15 protein-coding genes are annotated in these 17,999 nt (G+C 71.9%); 6 read left to right on the top strand and 9 right to left on the bottom strand.

Translation table 11 applies throughout. The features are described from left to right. Positions 1-3: 3 nt before the first annotated feature. On the top strand, positions 4-726 hold the full coding sequence (locus tag B0I28_RS16100) for a DUF3159 domain-containing protein (RefSeq protein ID WP_106364874.1): 723 nt from the start codon (positions 4-6) through the stop codon (positions 724-726). Between the two features lie 54 nt (positions 727-780). On the opposite strand, the gene B0I28_RS16095 is transcribed toward B0I28_RS16100, so the two are convergent. The 3 genes from B0I28_RS16095 to B0I28_RS16085 form a co-directional block, all read right to left on the bottom strand. Continuing rightward, positions 781-1,899, bottom strand: a complete 1,119-nt coding sequence (locus tag B0I28_RS16095; protein ID WP_106364873.1) for a lytic polysaccharide monooxygenase — start codon at positions 1,897-1,899, stop codon at positions 781-783. A 101-nt stretch (positions 1,900-2,000) separates the two neighbouring features. Continuing rightward, on the bottom strand, positions 2,001-2,669 hold the full coding sequence (locus B0I28_RS16090) for a potassium channel family protein (protein WP_106364872.1): 669 nt from the start codon (positions 2,667-2,669) through the stop codon (positions 2,001-2,003). After that, positions 2,669-3,334, bottom strand: coding sequence for a potassium channel family protein (locus tag B0I28_RS16085; RefSeq protein WP_106365143.1), 666 nt, complete (start codon positions 3,332-3,334; stop codon positions 2,669-2,671). Before B0I28_RS16085 ends, B0I28_RS16090 begins: the two co-directional genes overlap by 1 nt. A 168-nt stretch (positions 3,335-3,502) precedes the next feature. Between B0I28_RS16085 and B0I28_RS16080 the strand changes: the two genes are divergently transcribed. The 4 genes from B0I28_RS16080 to B0I28_RS16065 all read left to right on the top strand — a co-directional run bounded on the left by B0I28_RS16080 (position 3,503) and on the right by B0I28_RS16065 (position 8,561). After that, complete coding sequence (locus B0I28_RS16080; RefSeq protein WP_106364871.1) at positions 3,503-4,531, top strand: S66 peptidase family protein; 1,029 nt, start codon at positions 3,503-3,505, stop codon at positions 4,529-4,531. A 68-nt stretch (positions 4,532-4,599) separates the two neighbouring features. Continuing rightward, a complete protein-coding gene (locus B0I28_RS16075) occupies positions 4,600-6,546 on the top strand; it encodes an amino acid permease (protein ID WP_106364870.1) in 1,947 nt (648 codons plus the stop codon). 64 nt (positions 6,547-6,610) lie between these two features. Beyond that, entirely contained in the window at positions 6,611-7,783 is a 1,173-nt protein-coding gene (locus B0I28_RS16070; protein ID WP_106364869.1) for a class I SAM-dependent RNA methyltransferase, read from the top strand. Between the two features lie 64 nt (positions 7,784-7,847). Further along, the gene (locus B0I28_RS16065) at positions 7,848-8,561 is read left to right on the top strand and encodes a hypothetical protein (RefSeq protein WP_106364868.1); all 714 of its coding nucleotides are present in this window, start codon (positions 7,848-7,850) and stop codon (positions 8,559-8,561) included. A 19-nt stretch (positions 8,562-8,580) separates the two neighbouring features. Here the strand turns inward: B0I28_RS16065 and B0I28_RS16060 are convergent, their stop codons facing one another. The 6 genes from B0I28_RS16060 to B0I28_RS16035 all read right to left on the bottom strand — a co-directional run bounded on the left by B0I28_RS16060 (position 8,581) and on the right by B0I28_RS16035 (position 15,750). Then, positions 8,581-9,693 (bottom strand): DUF5685 family protein, encoded by a 1,113-nt coding sequence (locus B0I28_RS16060; RefSeq protein ID WP_245889020.1) that lies wholly within the window; start codon positions 9,691-9,693, stop codon positions 8,581-8,583. 155 nt (positions 9,694-9,848) lie between these two features. Further along, positions 9,849-11,153 (bottom strand): alginate lyase family protein, encoded by a 1,305-nt coding sequence (locus tag B0I28_RS16055; RefSeq protein ID WP_106364866.1) that lies wholly within the window; start codon positions 11,151-11,153, stop codon positions 9,849-9,851. A 482-nt stretch (positions 11,154-11,635) separates the two neighbouring features. After that, positions 11,636-12,541 (bottom strand): glycine betaine ABC transporter substrate-binding protein, encoded by a 906-nt coding sequence (locus tag B0I28_RS16050; RefSeq protein WP_106364865.1) that lies wholly within the window; start codon positions 12,539-12,541, stop codon positions 11,636-11,638. A gap of 66 nt (positions 12,542-12,607) precedes the next feature. Then, positions 12,608-13,510 (bottom strand): ABC transporter permease, encoded by a 903-nt coding sequence (locus B0I28_RS16045; protein ID WP_106364864.1) that lies wholly within the window; start codon positions 13,508-13,510, stop codon positions 12,608-12,610. Further along, positions 13,507-14,559: a quaternary amine ABC transporter ATP-binding protein gene (locus tag B0I28_RS16040; RefSeq protein ID WP_181245814.1), complete on the bottom strand. Its 1,053-nt coding sequence runs from the start codon at positions 14,557-14,559 to the stop codon at positions 13,507-13,509. The genes B0I28_RS16045 and B0I28_RS16040 overlap by 4 nt, the downstream gene beginning before the upstream one ends. 291 nt (positions 14,560-14,850) lie before the next feature. Next, positions 14,851-15,750, bottom strand: coding sequence for an amidohydrolase family protein (locus tag B0I28_RS16035; RefSeq protein ID WP_106364863.1), 900 nt, complete (start codon positions 15,748-15,750; stop codon positions 14,851-14,853). A gap of 297 nt (positions 15,751-16,047) precedes the next feature. On the opposite strand from B0I28_RS16035, the gene dxs reads away from it, so the two are divergent. Next, positions 16,048-17,973 (top strand): 1-deoxy-D-xylulose-5-phosphate synthase, encoded by a 1,926-nt coding sequence (gene dxs, locus B0I28_RS16030; protein ID WP_106364862.1) that lies wholly within the window; start codon positions 16,048-16,050, stop codon positions 17,971-17,973. The last annotated feature ends 26 nt before the right edge of the window (positions 17,974-17,999 follow it).

Here is a 17,999-nt window from a genome sequence, read left to right as displayed (position 1 = left end):
GCTTTGAGCACCGAGACGCCGAGCCGCAAGACGGACGCCGAGACCCGCGACGGGGCCGACCCGGACGAGCTCCCGCCGTTCACCGAGCAGCTCTCGCAGCAGCTCGGCGGCGTCAAGGGCGTCGTCGAGGCCGCCGTCCCGATCACCCTGTTCGTGGTCCTCAACCCGCTCCTGCCCGAGCAGATGGGGCCGCTCAGCGGCCTCCAGTGGGCCATCGTCCTCTCCGCGGCGAGCGCGCTGGGCATCGCGACCTGGCGGGCGCTGCGCAAGGAGCCGATCCGCCACGCGCTCAACGGGCTCTTCGGGATCGCGCTCGGCGCGTTCCTGGCGTGGCGCTCCGAGGACGCCCGGAACTTCTACCTCCCCGGGATCATCCAGGGCGCGGTCTACGGGGTCCTGCTCATCGTCTCGGCGCTGGTGCGCCACCCGGTGATCGGGTGGATCTACGCGGTCGTGGCGCAGGGCGGCAAGAAGGAGTGGCGGCAGAACAAGCCGCTCGTGGACGTGCTCTGCCGCATCACGATCCTGTGGGGGATCGTCTTCCTCGTCAAGAACGCGGTCCGGGTGTGGCTGTACTGGATCGACGCGGAGAACGCGCTGGGCCTGGTGACGCTGTTCGGCGGCTGGCCGGTGACGATCGCGCTGACGGCGTTCACGATCTGGGCGGTGCGCCGCCACATGAAGGCCGTGGAGGCCGCGGGCGCCGCGTCCCCGAACGCGGCCTAGAGACGTGCGCAGAACGGCCCGGAGCGGACGCTCCGGGCCGTTCTCGCCGTCCTCCTAGGTCGGGAAGCACTCGAACTCCGGTGCGCTCGTGAGCGATCCGGAGACGTTGAACCCGAACTCGACGGTGCCGTTCAAGGCGACCGCCGCGTTCCAGGAGACCGGGGACGCCATCTCGACGCCGCCCATGGTGCTGTGCTCGGCGTTCCACATCTGGCTGACCGTCACGCCCGACGACGGCCAGGTCCAGTGGAGCATCCAGTTGTGCATGGCCTGCGTGCCGGTGTTCTTGACCTTCACGCTGACCGTGGCGCCCGAGCCCCACGAGTTGACGGTGGCCGACGCGGAGCACGCGTACCCGGCGGTCGGGCCGCCGGTCGTGGGCTCCTCGGTGGGCTCGCCGCTCGTGGGGCCGCCGGTCGGCCCGCCCGTGGTGGGCCCGCCGGTGGGCTCCTCGGGCTGGCCGTCGCCGAACCACACGTCGGAGCACGAGTAGAACGACTGGTCGAAGTGGCTGGCCTGCCAGATCATGAAGACCACGTGGTGGCCCGAGCGGCCGGGCGCCGAGACCGGGATGTCGACGAGCGTGCCGCCGCCGCTGGGCGGGGTGCGCCCGACGCCCGGGTCGATGTCGCCGGTGTCGGCGAGCAGTTCGAGGTCGGCCCAGTCGAGCGCGTCCGTCTCGGCGTCGTAGCCCTGCTTCGTGACGTAGATCCGGTAGTAGTCGGCCCCGTGGTTGGCCTGGTCCCAGTTGGTGAACGTGAAGTTCGCGTCCACCTGGGTGGTCTTCCAGGGTCCGGGGTCGTCGAGGGGGGCGTACCGGGTGCCGCCCGTCAGGCCGCCGGAGCAGAGGTGGTTGTCGGGCAGGGCCGCCTGGTGGTTGCCGCCCACCTGCTCGCGGTAGAGGCCGTTCCAGTTCCACATGGCGTTGGGGTCGTTCTGCCAGGCGGCCCAGCACATCGGGTCCTCCTGCGCCATGTCCGGGTTCTGGAAGTCCGAGCCCCACCGCTCCCAGCAGCTGTAGTGCCGGGAGGAGGGGCCGATGGCGGTGCCGTGGCTGGAGGCGGGCTGGACGAACAGGACCGCGGCGGTCCCGGCCGCGAACAGCGCGGCGATGAGGACGATGAGGCTGCGCAGCCGTGTGCCGCTGACGCCTCGTCTTCGGACGTTGAGCATGATAGCGCTCCCAAAATATAGGAACATTGAGAACTCTCAATGTAACGTGGGCGCGGACCGGAAGTAAACCCCACCAGGGGCAATTTCGTCGGCTCGTGCGGTCAAAAGCGGGACTTGCCGAGCATGACCGCGCGCGTCGCGTCCTCGGCGTCCTCGTGGCACACGAACACCAGCTCGTCGCCCGCCTCCACGGTGTCGTCGGGCGTCGGCGCGATGACCCGCCGGCCCCGGATGACCGCTACGAGCGCCACGTCGTGCGGCAGCGGCACCTCCGCGACCCGCCGCCCCACGTGCGGGGCGTCGGCGGGCAGGGTGATCTCCACGAGGTTCGCCTGCGACTGGCGGAACGTCAGGAGCCGCACCAGGTCCCCGACGCTCACGGCCTCCTCGACGAGCGCGGCCAGCAGCCGCGGCTTCGAGACCGAGACGTCGACGCCCCACTCCTCGTTGAACAGCCACTCGTTCTCGGCCCGGTTCACGCGCGCGACCACGCGCGGCACCGCGAACTCGGTCTTCGACAGCAGCGACACCACCAGGTTCACCTTGTCGTCGCCGGTCGCCGCCACCGCGACGTCGCACATCTCCAGGTGCGCCTGCCGCAGGTTCTCCAGCTCGCACGCGTCGGCGAGCAGCCACTCCGCGTCCGGGACCCGCTCGGGCCGCATCGAATCGGGGTCCCGTTCGATCAGGAGCACCTGGTGGCCGTTGCCGACCAGCTCCGACGCGATGGACCGGCCCACGTTCCCGGCCCCGGCGATCGCCACCCGCATCACGAACCCCCCTGCGGGGCCGCGCCCGCGATCCGCTTGATGCCCGCCTCGTCGCCGTCGGCGACGAGCATGAACACCTGGTCGCCGTCCTGGAGGACCGTCGACGCGGTCGGCAGCGCCGCCCGCCCGAACCGGTTGATGTACGCGACCCGGTGGCCCGTGGCCTGCTCCAGCGCCGACAGCGCCGTCCCGTACCAGCCCTCGTCGCAGATGACCTCGATGAGCGACAGCGTCGCCGTCGGGTCGCGCCACAGCGCCTCCTGCCCGTCGGGCACGAGGTGGCGCAGCAGCCGGTCGGCCGTCCACCGCACCGTCGCCACCGTCGGGATGCCGAGTCGCTCGTACACGGTGGCGCGCTGCGGGTCGTAGATCCGCGCGATCACCTTCGGGACGCCGTAGTTCTCGCGCGCGACCCGTGCCGCGATGATGTTCGAGTTGTCGCCCGAGGACACCGACACGAACGCGTCCGCGCGCCCGATCCCGGCCTTCGCGAGCACCTCCCGGTCGAACCCGACACCCCGCACCGTGGTCTCGTCGAAGTCCGGTCCCAGCCGCCGGAACGCCTTCGGGTCCTGGTCGATGATCCCGACCGTGTGCCCGCGCTCGACCAGGCTGCGCGCCAGGGACGAGCCGACGCGCCCGCACCCCATGATGACCACGTGCACCGGCACACCACCCCTCGATCGGACGTGCAGTGACCTTACCGCGCCCGCCAGGGGCGCGCCCCGCTCGCGTCCGGGATGAACATTCCGGAATTCCCGCCCGAACCGTGCAACATCCGGCGCCCGAAAGCGTCTAGACAGTGGACCTCCCACTCTCGCAAAGGAGCACTGATGGCACACCACCCGTCCCTGTCCCGCCGCGCCCTCATCGGCGGCATCGCCGCCGGGGCCGTCGCCGCCGCCGCGACGGCCTCGCCCGCCGCCGCGAAAGGCGGCCGCAAGCCGAAGAAGCTCGTCCCCGGCGACCTCGTCGTCGTCCCCGCCCCCGGCGGGCCCTCCACCGCCGCGGCCGTCGCCCGCGGCACCGCCATTCTGGAGAGCTGGGGCCTGCGCGTCGAGCTCACCGAGCACGCGCTCGACACGTTCGGGTACCTCTCGGCGCCCGACGAGGACCGCCTCGCCGACCTCAACTACGCGCTCGCGCACCCGGAGGCCAAGGCGCTCATGACCGTCCGCGGCGGCTACGGCACGACCCGGATCATCGACGGGGCCGATGTCGAGGCCCTCGAAGACCACCCGAAGCTCGTCATCGGCTACTCCGACATCACCGCGCTGCACTTCGCGGTCGCCGAGCAGACCCGCATCCCCACGCTCCACTCGCCGATGATGGCGTGGTCCTCGAACAACACCGCCGCGACCGCCGAGTCCCTGAAGGCCGCGATCATGACCGCCGACCCGGTGGTCCTCACCCGCGACCCGGCCGAGTCCACCGCGGGCGTCGAGGTCCCCGGGACCGCCTCCGGGAAGCTCCTCGGCGGGAACCTCTCGCTCATGGCCGCCGAGCCGGACCGGTCCAACTGGCCCGACCTCGACGGCGCGATCCTCCTCGTCGAGGAGGTCGAGGAGGCCCGCTACCGGGTCGACAACATGCTCACCCGGATCATCCGCGCCGGGCACTTCGACGGCCTCGCCGGGATCGCGGTCGGCCAGTTCGTGCCGCACCCGCTCGACGAGCACAAGCCCGGCGAGTGGACGATGAACGAGGTCCTCCTCGACAAGCTCGGGGACCTCGGCGTGCCCGTCCTCGGCGGCCTCAAGATCGGCCACGACCTCGACCCGCGCGTCGTGCCCCTCGGGACCGAGGCGGTGCTCGACACCGATGCCGGGACGCTCACTGTCGAAGCGGCCGTGAAGGACTAGCGCGCTCTGGTGGGGCCGCGGGGAAACTCGCGGCCCCGGGCCCGGCCGCGGGACGCTACGCTACGGCCGTGACAAGGTCGTGGGCGGTCCTCAAGCGGCTGCTGGTGGGCGAGCCGTTCGCCTCCGGGCGCGGATCGTCCCTCGTGCTCTCGAAGCGGTACGCGATCCCGCTGCTCGCGATCAACCCCATCTCCTCGATCGCGTACGCCCCCGAGCAGGTGTTCCTCGTCCTCGGCGTCGCGGGCACGGCCGCGTACGCGCTGTCGCCGTGGACCGGCCTCGCCGTCGCGGCGGTCATGGTCGCGGTCATCGCCTCCTACCGGTACACCGTGCAGGCCTATCCGGGCGGCGGCGGGGACTACCGGGTCGTCACCGCGAACTTCGGGCCCGGCGCGGGCCGCCTCGCCGCGGCCGCGCTCGTCCTCGACTACATCCTCACCGTCGCCGTCTCGACCGCCGCGGCCGTCGCCGCCCTGGACGCGCTCATGCCGGGCCTGCATCCGTGGCGCGAATGGCTCGCCGCCGCCGCGATCGCGCTCCTCGCCGCGTTCAACCTGCGGGGCCTGCGCGTCTCCGGGCGCGTCGCCGCCGCGGTCACCGTCGCGTTCGTCGCCGGGGTCGCCGCGATCGTCCTCACCGGGCTCGCGCGCCTCGCCGCAGGGGAGGACCTGACCTCTTCCGCGCCCGCCCCCGCCGACGAGGCCGAATGGACCTCCGCGGCCCTGTTCCTGCTGTGCGCCAGGGCCTTCGCGGCCGGGTCGGTCGCCGTCACCGGCGTCGAGACCTTCACGACCCGCGTGCGCTTCTTCCGGCCCCCGCGCGGGCGCAACGCCGCCGCCGCGATCACCACCGTCGGCGCGGCCACCGTCGCCCTGTTCATCGGCACCGTGGTCCTCGCGTTCCTCGTCCGCGCGCAGGGCCCCGAAGCGCGCGGGTACCCGCTCCTCGCGCAGCTCTCGGACGCCGTCTTCGGCGCCTCGCCCGCCGCGCTGTGGCCCGTCATGCTCGCCACCGCCGGGGTGCTCCTGCTCGCCGCGAACACCGCGTTCGTCGGCTTCCCGCAGCTCGCGTCGGTGTTCGCCGAGGACTCGCTGCTGCCGCGCCAGCTCCACAAGCGCGGCGACCGCCTCGTCTACTCCAACGGCATCCTCATCCTCGCCGTCGCCGCCGCGCTCCTCGTCGTCCTCTACGGCGGCGGCGCGTTCGAGCTCATCGGCCTGTACGTCGTCGGCGTGTTCCTCTCGATGGTCCTGTCGCACGCCGCGATGTCGCGCCACTGGCGGCGCGTCCTCGACGTCGAACGCGACCCGGCCCGCCGCGCCCGCGCCCACCGGGCCCGCGCCACCGCCGTCGCCGCGGTCCTCGCGTGCGCCGCCGTCCTCGTGATCGTCGCGTTCACGATGTTCCGGCGCGGCGGCTGGATCGCCGTCCTCATCATCGGCGGCTGCTACCTCCTCATGCGCGCCATCAGCCGGCACTACGCGGCCGTGCGCGGCGAGATCGAGCACCCGAAGGGCAAGCCGCAGCTGCCCTCGCGCAGCCACGCGATCGTCCTCGCCTCCAGCGTCAACCTGCCGCTCATGCGGATGCTCTCCTACGCGAAGGCCACCCGCCCCGACACCGTCACGGCCCTCACCGTCAACGTCGACGCCGCCGCGTCCCGCCGCCTCGTCGCCGAATGGGACCGCCGCCGCATCGGCGTGCCCCTCACCGTCCTCGACTCGCCCTACCGCGAGATCACCGGCCCGATCGTCGACTACGTCAAGGCCCGCCGCCGCGACGCCCCCAGGGACGTCGTCACCGTCTACCTCCCCGAGTACGTCGTCGGCCTCGGCCCCCAGAAAGGGCGACTGTCCCGCGGCTACTTCAACTGGTCGACCAGCCTGCTCCACAACCAGACCACCAAGGCCCTCCACCGCCAGCTCAAGTACGAGCCCGGCGTCATGGTCTGCACCGTGCCGTGGATCCTCGGCGACAGCACCGAGCCGCCGCCGCTGCGCCGCATCCCCAAATAGCGCGTCCCGTATCCTTGCGTGCGGCCCGCCGCGCCCGGCGCGGGCCGGGGGGAAGAAGGACACCATGATCGTCACCGTCGGAGACGTCGCGGCCGGAGGCCACTGCGTGGCCCGCGTGGACGGCGAGGTCTACTTCGTGCGCCACGCCCTCCCCGGCGAGCGCGTCCGCATCGAGATCACCGACCGCAAGAAGCGCTTCGCGTTCGCCGACGCCGTCGAGGTCCTCGACGCCTCACCCGACCGCGTCGAGCCCCCGTGCCCGTGGGCCGGGCCCGGCAAGTGCGGCGGCTGCGACTTCCAGCACGCCAGTCCCGAGGCCCAGCGCCGCCTCAAAGCGAAGGTCCTGTTCGACCAGCTCACCCGCATCGGCGGCATCGACCCGGCCCTCCTCGAAGGCGTCGAGGTCGAGGCCCTCCCCGGCGGGCCCCTCGCATGGCGCACCCGCATGCAGTACGCCGTCGACGAGGACGGCCGCCCCGGGCTGCGCGAGCACAAGTCGCACGAGCTCGTCCACATCGACTGGTGCCGCATCGCCTCCGAGCGCCTCCGCGAAGCCGACGTCCTCGACCGGACCTGGGACGGCATGGGCGCCGTCGGCGTCGTCGAGGCCGACGACGAGCAGCTCGCCGTCTACACCCAGCTGCGCCGCACCGCCCGCCCGCACCACAAGAGCGGCCCCAAGCTCCTCCACCAGACCGTCGGCGACACGACCTTCGAGATCGGCTTCGACGCGTTCTGGCAGGTCCACCCAGCCGCCGCCCCCACGTTCCTGGAGACCGCGCTCGACTTCCTCCAGCCGCGGGAAGGCGAGTCCGCGTGGGACCTGTACGCGGGCGCCGGGCTCTTCGCGAGCGGCCTCGCCACCGCCGTCGGCGACACCGGCCGCGTCATCGCCGTCGAGAACGCGCCCGCCGCGCGCACCGCCGCGAACCTCGCCGCGTTCAAGAACGCCGGGGCCATCGACGGCGACGTCGCCTCCGTCGCCCCCGACCTCGGCTCGGTCGACCTCGTCGTCCTCGACCCGCCCCGCGCCGGGGCCGGGCCCGAGGTCGTCGTGGCGCTCGGCGAGGCCCGGCCGCGCGCGATCTGCTACGTGGCGTGCGACGCGGGCGCGCTGGCGCGGGACGCGAGCGACCTCGCGATCGAAGGCTATGCGCTGACGCGCATCCGCGCGTTCGACGCGTTCCCGATGACCCAGCACTTCGAGACGGTCGCCCTCTTCGAGCCGGTCGACTGAGGCGCACAATGGTCGGGTGAGGTAGCCTGTCGCCTCACCTGAACGCACTCCTCGGAGCCGATCGATGACCAACTCTCCCTACACTTCCGGGCCAGCCCACGACCCAAACCGCCCGCCGCAGGGCCCGGCCTTCCAGTACCGGCCGCAGGACCCGGGGGAGGTCCAGTACGGGCAGCCGACCGGGCCGGTCCTGCCGCCGCCGCCCACCTGGGGCCAGCGCTGGGGCGTCCTCCCGAAGGACGACCGGCCCAAGCAGGTCACGGTGATCCTCCAGACGCTGTGGATCCACTTGGCCGCCACCGTGGTCGCGACCCTGCTCGGCCTCACTGGCTCTACGGGGCTGAGCATCGCGCTGGGCATCCTGGCCGCGGCCGTGAACCTCGTCCTCATCTGGGCGGTCGCACGAGAAGCCCTGGGCCGCTTCGGCTCTGACGACCCGCGGCTTCCGATCTATATCGGACTCGGGGCACTGGCCCTCATCGCGCTGTTCCGGGTCTTCAACCCGTTCACGGTGGTCCCCGCGATCCTCCAGATCACGGCCGCGCTGCTGGTCCTGGTGCTCGCGTTCACCAAGCCCGTGCGCGCATGGCTCGACCGCCCCGGCAACCGCCGCAAGGGAACCGACGCACCGCCGCCCGCGGCCCCGCAGGCGCCGCCGCCGCAGTGGCGCGACCCCGCGGGCCCGGGAGCGCAGGCCCCGTACGGCTACGGCGCCCCGCAGCAGCCGGGGCCCCCGCAGCCCGGCCCGCAGTACAACTGGCCGCAGCAGCCGCGCTGAACCCGCCTGCGGCCCTGCGTCAGTCGCACCCGCACGGGCAGCAGTCGCAGTCGCAGCAGTCGCACCCGTCCCGGCAGCAGCCTTCGCGGCGCTTGCGGGACCACGGGCCCTCGTAGTGCTCCCGGCAGCACATCTGGCAGGTGCAGCACAGGAAGGTGAACGCGCAGAGCCCTGCGAAGAAGTTCCGCCCCTCGGGCCGGTACCGGTCGTGGTCGTAGTAGTCGCGGTCGCGGCGGCGCTCCCGGTAGCGGCGGTGCTCGCGCCGCTCGGCGGCCGGGTAGGTCGCGCAGGTCGAGCCGAACGTGCGCGAGACCGCATGGTGCGCATAGCGGTCCAGCAGCAGGCCCGTCATCGTCCGGTCGACCAGCGACGCCGCTTCCAGCGCCGCCCGCAGGTCGGCGAGCGCCCCGCGCACCAGCGGCCGCGCGCCCTCGACGCCGGTCCCGGTGGCGGCCAACGGGTTCCACGCGCCCCGCGCGGCGTCGTCGTCGAAGTCCTCCGCGGCGTCGAGCAGGTGCGCCAGGCGGCCGAACGCCGCCCCGGCCCTGCGGAACGCCCCGGCGTTCTCGGGCCTGCCGCCGAGGACCGCGGCGTGCGCGAACAGCTCGGCGGTGGCCGTCTCGGTCGGGGCCGTGACCTCGGCGAGCGCGGTCCCGGGACCGCAGGCGGCTTCGGCCCCGCGCTGGCCCGCGATGGCCGCGACGAGCGGCTCGACGTCCAGGGCGATCGACTCGCCGAGTCCGATCGCTTTGGCGCGCAGGCGGTCCGCTGTCATCCCGGCGAGGCCGCGGGCGCCGGGGCGGGCGGCGATGCCGTCGCCGTCCTCGACGTGGTCGCGCAGCTTCGCGGAGGCGAGCAGGAGCGAGGCGGTCGCGGCGAGCCGCGGGCCGCCGCCGGTGGCGACGGTCTGGCGGCGCATGCCGCGCAGCGCGCACGGCCCGGCGTTGCGCGAGTCCGCGTCGTCGCCGAGCTGGGCCTCCACGAGGACCGACAGCGCGAGCGCGTCGTAGTTGGTGGTGAGGCGGGCGAGGTGCCCGGCGTCGTCGCGCAGTTCGAGGCACAGGCCGCAGAAGTGGCCCATCCAGCGGGGTTTGAGGTCGTCGGGGGTGCGGGACGGGCAGGGGGCGAGCATGCCGAACAACGGGTCTCCTAGCTCGTCGGCAGCACACCGGCGGGGCCGGCGGCTGAAGGCGGGTCCTGCCCGGGGATGCTACCGGCCCTTGGCAACGCGAACGGATCGCGCGTCCAGGGCGGCCGGGTGCGGCGCGCACCCGGCCGCAACGGGCCTTACCCCAAGGGGGTCAGGTTGTCCGGCATCTCGTCCCAGGTCAGGCGCACGTGCGCGAGGGTCCCGAAGCCGAGGGTGTCGAAGCCGCCGGACGTGGTGCCGTAGTCGCCACCGCCGCCTTCGGGGCTGTTCGCGCCGCACATGTTCGCCACGTTCGGCATCGCGAAGCCCTTGCGGGAGGTGTAGTGGTGGAACACCATCTCCCACACCGGCCGGACCTGGCCGCGCCCGCCCGAGCCGATGACGGTCTGCTCGCTGTAGGCGCAGTTCTGGCCCGTGCCCCAGCTGTAGGTCGTGTACGGGACGGTGTTGCCGAGGTTGTAGCGCGCCACGTACTCCGCGGCCTTCGCGAACGAGTTGCCGTTGGCGCTGTAGAGGTCGATCCCCTGGTTCCAGGCCATCTCCATGAACGTCGCCATGAGCCCGATGCCCATGATCGAGTGCCCCTGGTCGCGCCCGGACTCCTGCCACTGCGCGAGCCCGCCCGAGTACACGAACGGGATCGCGTTCTCGATGGAGCCGTTGCCCTCGCCGTTCCAGAAGTAGTCGATCGCCTGGTCCCGGACGGCGTTGTCGTCGCAGATGAGGCCGATCGCGAGCTTGGACGCCATGTTGCAGAGGTCCCAGTTCGCCCAGTAGTTCGTGATGCACGCGTCGTTGTGGTTGGTGAGGAACGAGTTGTTCATCGGCAGGAAGACGCTCGTCATCATGCCCTGGAACGCGCCCAGGTCGAACCCGGACTGGCCGCGCACGATGTCGGCGGCGCAGCAGAACTGGTAGCCGTAGATGCCCGCCGCGAGGAACCGGTCGGCGTTGCCGGTCACCGTGGTCAGCGTGTTCGACCAGGCGTTGAGGATCTCGATCGCCTTGTCGCGGTGCGCGGTCGTTCCGGCGACGCGCCAGCGCAGGGCGTTCTGGTACGCCGCGTGGATGTCGTTGTACAGCTGCGGGTAGTTCTGGCCGTCGCCGCCGCGGATGATCGTGGCGGTGGGCCGGGCGGTCCAGGTGCTCTGGGCGTGGGAGTTCGCGATGAGCTTGTTCCAGCCCGAGAGCCACGGCTCCAGGCCCGCGTTCACTTTGGCCTTCATGCGGTCGAAGTCGGCCTGGGTGTGGAGGAGGCCGGGGTGGACGGCCAGAGCCGAGACGTCCTCAGTGGAAGATTCCTGTGCCGCGGCGAGCCCGAGGCCGCCCGCGCCCGCGACGGCGAGGCCGCCTGCGGCGAACGCGCCCTGGATCAGGCGCCGCCGCTTGAGGCGCGGGCCCGAAACCGGGGTTTCGGTCTTGCTGTGGTTGTCGTACGACATGGTGCTCCAATGCGCCATGCGGTGCGCGATGCCGGGGAATGCCACCGCCAACCTGGCGGCCCCCGGTCCTGAGACCGGTTGCCGTGAGCCAGCATAACCGACCCATCAACATATTTCAATACAAATGAACGCTCTGGGACTGTGCCGGTGCGGGACCGGGGATCGGCCGGTCCCGCACCGGAGGCCGCCGCCTGTGGGGGCGGGCGGCCGGGCCGCGTACGGCCGACGCGCGCGTGCGCCGCAGCTGGAGGCGGCTTAAGGGCCTGGCCTGCGGGCCAGAACGGCCGTTATCCGGCCCGTTCGCCCGCTCGCTGCGTTGTCGGCCCCTCCGAATACAACACCGGTATTCGGAGGGGCCTCCGCCTTGCGAGCGAACGAACGGTCTCGGATACCGCCTCGCCCTGGCCCGCAGGCCAGGCCCTGATCCTCGTTCCTGCCGCGGGGCCCCCAATGCCCCGGAGCCGCGGCGCCGCGCGCGGGCACTATGCGATGAGGTCCTTGAACTCGTTGTCCTGGAGCCACGCCGTGACCCCGGCCTGGACGTCGCCGCCGTTCTCGGCGAACACCAGGTTCTCCAGGTCCGCGAGCTGCTCGTCGCTCATCGCGAACGTCTCCAGCGCGCCCGCGACATCCGCGAACTCCTCGCTGAACCCGGTGCGCGCCAGCACGTTGATGGTCTCGGCCTCGCCGAGGGTCGTCTGCGGGTCCGCGAGGTTCTTCAGGTCGTACTTCGCGTACGCCCAGTGCGGCTGCCACAGGGTCACCACGATCGGCTCCTCCGCGGCGATGGCCGAGTCGAGCTCGGTGAGCATCGCCGTCGTCGAAGAGGTCTCCAGCGTCAGGTCGGTGATGCCGTACGTCGGGATCGCGCTGTTCTGCACGGCTTCGGTGAGTCCGGCGCTGGCCTCGATGCCGACGATGCGGCCGCCGAAGAGGTCGGCGTTGGCGTTGAGGTCCTCCAGCGAGTCGACATCCACATAGGTCGGGACGGCGACGGTGAGCGCGGCGTTCTCGTTCCAGGTGCCGAGCTGCTCCAGCTGGTCCCCGTACGTGTCCATATAGGTCTGGTGGGTGATCGGCAGCCAGCCGTCGAGGAACACGTCGAGGTCGCCCGAGGACAGGCCCTCGAACAGCGGTCCGACCTCGGTGAACTCCTGCGTGGTGACGGTGTACCCGGCGGATTCGAGGGCCTGGCGCCACAGCTCGGTGGCGACGACGGCCTCGTCCCAGTTGATGTAGCCGATGACGATCTCGCCTTCGCCTTCGGGCAGGCCGAAGTCGACGCCCTCGGCGGCGGCGTCGCCGGGCTCCTCCTCGACCGAGCAGGCGGCCAAGGCGATCGCGCCGCCGGTGGCGACGGCGCCCTTCATGATCGAACGTCGTTGCATGTCTCCTGCTTTCCGGCGCACGGGCGCGCGCCTTCCTCTGGGGGCGTTCGGTACTGGTGGGGCGGTCTAGCGGGCCGCGAGCCTGGCGGCGCGGGCCACCGGGGTGCGGTCGGACAGGCCCTGCGTGACGCGGTCCAGGAGGATCGCGAGCAGGACCACGGCGAGCCCGGCGTTGAACCCGGCGGCGATGTCGAGGCGGCCGAGCGAGCCGGAGATGACGGCCCCGAGGCCGCCCCCGCCGACGAGCCCTGCGATGACCACCATGGACAGTGCGAGCATGATGACCTGGTTGAGCCCGGCCATGATCGTGGGCAGCGCGAGCGGCAGCTTGATCCGCACGAGGATGCGCGCGGGGGAGGCGCCGAAGGCCTGCCCGGCTTCGACGACCTCGCGGTCGACCTGGCGCAGGCCGAGTTCGGTGAGGCGCACCCCCGGGGGCATCGCGAAGATGATGGTGGCGATGATGCCGGGCACCACGCCGACGCTGAAGAGCATCACCACGGGGATGAGGTACACGAACGCGGGCAGCGTCTGCATGAAGTCCAGCACGGGCCTCGCGATCGCCGAGAACGTGCGGTTCTCCGCGGCGGCGATCCCGAGCGGGATCGCGAGGACGATCGCGATGACGGCGGCGACGAGGACCATCGACAGGGTCTGCATCGTCTGCTCCCAGTACGGGGTCCACGCGACGACGAACATGCCCAGGCCGATCCCGGCGCCGAGCTTCCACCCCTTCGCGGCCCAGGCGGCCGCGGCGAACAGCAGCACCATGACCCCCGAAGGGAGCCACAGCAGTCCGTCGGCGAGGTGCGTGTACAGGAACTCCAGCCCGGCGTCGACGGCGTCGAACCCGGCGGCCCACGCGTCCCGCGCCCAGCGGATGAACGTCTCCATCCAGTCGCCGAACGGCATGTCGGGCAGGGGCTTCCAGATGTAGGTCCAGAGCCAGTTGCGGAGGTACTCGATCATGCGGGCTGGGCCTCCTGCTCGGTGTCGCCGACCGCTTCGGGGTCGGGCGCGAGCGACTTGATGATGGACCGGGGCGTGACCACGCCGAGCGGGTCGGCGTTGTCGTCGACGACGAGCAGCGGGGCCTTGGAGTTGAGGACCGGCTCGTACAGCTCGTTCACGGGCACGCCGGACTCCACTGTGGTGAACGCGCTGGTGTCGCGGGTCCCGCACGGCTCCATGACCGCCTCGGCGGTGAGCACGCGGGTGCGGTCGACGTCGGCGGTGAACTCGGCGACGTACTCGTCGGCCGGGTGCATGAGGATCTCCTCGGCGGTGCCGAGCTGCTTGACCTCGCCGTCGCAGATGGCGATCCGGTCGCCGATCCGCATGGCCTCGTTGAGGTCGTGGGTGATGAAGACGATGGTCTTGCCGAGCTTCCCCTGGAGGTCGAGGAGCTGGTCCTGCATCTCCTGGCGGATGAGCGGGTCGAGGGCGCTGAACGCCTCGTCCATGAGCAGGATCTCGGTGTCGGCCGCGAGCGCCCGGGCCAGGCCCACGCGCTGCTTCATGCCGCCCGACAGCTGCGCGGGCAGCTTGTCCTCGTGCCCGGCGAGGCCGACGAGCTCGACGGCCTCCCTCGCGCGCTCCAGGCGCTCGGTCTTGTTCAGGCCCTTGATCTCCAGGCCGAACGCGACGTTCTCGACGACCGTGCGGTGGGGGAGGAGCGCGAAGTGCTGGAACACCATCGAGATCTTCTCGCGGCGCAGGCGGCGCAGCTCCCGGGCCGAGAGCGAGCCGAGCTCGACGCCGTCGATGCGGATCGTCCCGGAGGTGGGCTTGATGAGGCCGTTGAGCATCCGGATCAGGGTGGACTTCCCCGATCCCGACAGGCCCATGACCACGAAGATCTCACCGGGCTCGATGGCCCAGCCGTGGTCCACGACGGCGGCGGTCACGTTCCTGGCGTTGAGTTCTTCCTTCGGGACTCCGGCCTTGAGCTGGGCGACGGCGCTCTTCGCGCCTTTGCCGAAGACCTTGTACAGGGACTCCACTTCGATCGCTGGCATTGCTTCCTTTCACAGCGCGGCACGCCCGGCCTTGGGGGAGGGGGCGCGGCGCGGGGCGTCATCCGGGGGCGGCAACACTTGGAACAGTAGTCAACAACTGTGGTTTTTCAACCCCGAGCATCGCGTGAGAAGATCGACACGGGACGTTGCGGACCTGTGTTTACCCAGGTAGAAGCCGTGAAAGTCGCAGTAAGCTTGTTGCCAGTTGGATTGTCTACAAACAGACATTCGACAGAATTGAGACCGTGCGGAGACCCCTTCGAGTCCGATTTGTGACCTCGTACCCGGTCGCTACTTCAGCCGGGCCGCCTTCGCGCGCGCCGTCAGGTCCGCCAGGTCCCCGTCGCTCAGCCCGAGCTTGCGGGCCTTCTCGTACTCCCCGGCGATGTTGGTGCCCATCCGCATCGGCGAGTCCGTCCCGAGCACCACTGCGATCCCCGCCTCCAGGAACCGCGGCAGCGGGTGCGCCTCCAGTGCGGGCACCATCCCCAGCACCACCGCCGACGTCAGGCACACCTCGACCGTCACGTTCCGCTCCGCGAGGAGCCGCATGATCCCCGGGTCGCTCGCCGCCCCCACGGCGTGCCCGATCCGCCCGATCTCCTCGATCTCCGCGAGCACCGCCAGGTTCGAGGCGTTGAACGCCCCCGCCGGGACCGTCACCCCCAGGCCCGCCGCGCCCGCCGCCTCGGCCACCACCCGGCCCCGCGACCAGTCCGCCTCGGCCGCATACGGGACGTAGATGATCTCCACGCCCGACAGGCCCGCCGCCGCCGCGTCCGCGAACGCGTCGCACAGCTCCCGCAGCATCGGGTCCCACAGGTTCATCGACAGCACCGCGCCCGCGTCGAACTCCGGGTAGTCCTCCGCGACCCGCTCCCGCGCCGCCTCGAACCGCTCCATGAACTGCGGGTACACCACCGACTCCTGCGGCAGCCGCAGCTCGGTGTAGACGGCGCCCCCGCGCGCCGCCGCCGCCAGCGCGTCGACCAGGATGCCCTCGTAGACCTCCGGGTCCACCACGTCCAGGTCGAACCGCGGCACCGCGGACATCCGCTGGAGCCGGGCCAGCCCCGGCGCGACGTCCCGCACGCTGTCGCGCCGGTCGCCCCAGTCCACCGGGGAGGAGCTCAACACCTGATCGAGGCGCGCGGGCCATTCCGTGTTCTGGTGCAGGTCGATGAGGTCCATGTTGGGATGATCACATTCCGATCACGGAGGGGCCGGGCTTTCGCCCGGCGTGTCCCTTTCGGGGACTGACCGCTTTCCGACAGTCACGTCTGGTGTCCCTCCTTCGGATGAATTTCCGGTGCCCGGCTGCGGACTCCGTCGTACACCTGCCGCCGTGACGGCCGCCCGTCGGGACCGTGACCGCCCCGCGGCCCCGGAATGACTCCCTGATCACGGCCCCCGGACCCCCATGAGACACGTCCCAGGCGCACTCGCTGAGGTTCCCTCCAGGCGGTGCCGCGGATAGACTTCCGCGTTATGAACCCGCACGACGAACCCGAGATGGGCCCGCTGCTGTCGAGCATCGGCGCACTGGCCGATTTCAAGTCGCTGGACGAGGACGACCTCCCGGAGCTCGCCGACGAGCTGCGCCGGTTCCTCGTCGACGCGGTCGCCAGGACCGGCGGCCACATCGGCCCCAACCTCGGGGTCGTCGAGCTCACCATGGCGATCCACCGGGTCTTCGACTCCCCCCACGACCAGGTCGTCTTCGACACCGGCCACCAGTCGTACGTCCACAAGGCCCTCACCGGCCGCGCCGGCGACTTCGCGGGCCTGCGCGGGCGCGGCGGCCTCACCGGCTACCCCAGCCGGGCCGAGTCGCCCCACGACCTCGTCGAGAACTCCCACGCCTCCACGTCCCTCTCGTACGCCGACGGCCTCGCGAAGGCCCACGCGCTCTCCGGCTCCGACCGCCACGTCGTGGCCCTCGTCGGCGACGGCGCGCTCACCGGCGGCATGTGCTGGGAGGCCCTGAACAACATCGCCGCCCGCGACGACCTCAAGCTCGTCATCGTCGTCAACGACAACGGCCGCTCCTACGCGCCCACCGTCGGCGGCCTCGCCAAGCGCCTCTCGGCCCTGCGCCTCAACCCCGGCTACGAGCCCGCGCTCCGCAAGATCCAGGAGCTCGTCGAGCGCATCCCCGTGTTCGGCCGCGCCGCCTACGCGGGCCTCCACGCCGCCAAGACCGGCCTCAAGGACGCCCTCGCCCCCCAGGGCATGTTCTCCGACCTCGGCATCAAGTACGTCGGCCCCGTCGACGGCCACGACCTCGGCGAGCTCACCCTCGCCCTGGAGCGCGCCAAGGGCTTCGGCGGCCCCGTCATCGTCCACGCCCTCACCGAGAAGGGCCGCGGCTGGGCCCCCGCCCGCGCCGACGAGGCCGAGCAGATGCACTCCCCGCCCGCGTTCGACCCGATCACCGGCGAGCCCGTCGGCTCCTCCAAGCGCCGCTGGACCGGCGTGTTCGCCGACGAGCTCGTCGCCCAGGCGAACCTGCGCCCCGAGGTCGTCGCGATCACCGCGGCCATGCCCGGCCCCACGGGCGTCGACAAGCTCATGAAGCTGCACCCGAACCGCGTCTTCGACGTCGGCATCGCCGAGCAGCACGCCGTCACCTCCGCGGCCGGGCTCGCCATGAACGGCATGCACCCCGTCGTGGCCGTGTACTCCACGTTCATGAACCGCGCGTTCGACCAGACCGTGCTCGACGTCGCCATGCACAAGCTGCCGGTGACGTTCGTGCTCGACCGGGCCGGGATCACCGGCCCCGACGGGCCCAGCCACTACGGCATCTGGGACACCTCGATCTTCCGCGTCGTCCCCGGCCTGCGCATCGCCGCGCCGCGCGACGCCGCCACGCTCCGCGAGGAGTTCGCCGAGGCGCTCACCGTGGACGACGGGCCGACGATGCTGCGCTGGCCCACCGGCGCGGTGCCCGAGCAGGACATCGCCGCCGTCGACGTCCACGAAGGACTCGACGTGCTCGTCAAGCACGAGGACGACGAGCTCCTGATCACCGCGTGCGGCTCCCTCGCCGGGACGGCGGTCGAGGCCGCGTCCCTCCTTGCGGCCCAAGGCATCCGCGCCACCGTGGTGGACCCGCGCTGGATCTCCCCGGTCCCGGACGCGCTCGTGAAGCTCGCAGGCCAGTACCCGCTCGTCGCCACCGTCGAGGACGGCATCCGCACCGGCGGCTTCGGGGACGCGCTCGCGCAGGCCCTGCGCGACTCCGGCGACGAGACCCCGCTCGTGGACTTCGCCGTCGAGCGCGGCTGGCACCCGCACGGCTCCCGCGGCGAGCTGCTGGAGGACCTGGGGCTCACGCCCGCGGCGATCGCCGAGCGCCTCGCCGCCGAGGTCCACCGCCGCGGCGAAGCCGAAGCGCACCACCACCACTAGCCGTAGACGCAGAGCGGCGCGGCGGT

Source organism: Glycomyces artemisiae, from assembly GCF_003002955.1.
Lineage (GTDB): Bacteria > Actinomycetota > Actinomycetes > Mycobacteriales > Micromonosporaceae > Glycomyces > Glycomyces artemisiae.
Note: the sequence above shows the minus strand (reverse complement) of the source record. Positions and strands in the feature narration are given on the sequence as shown.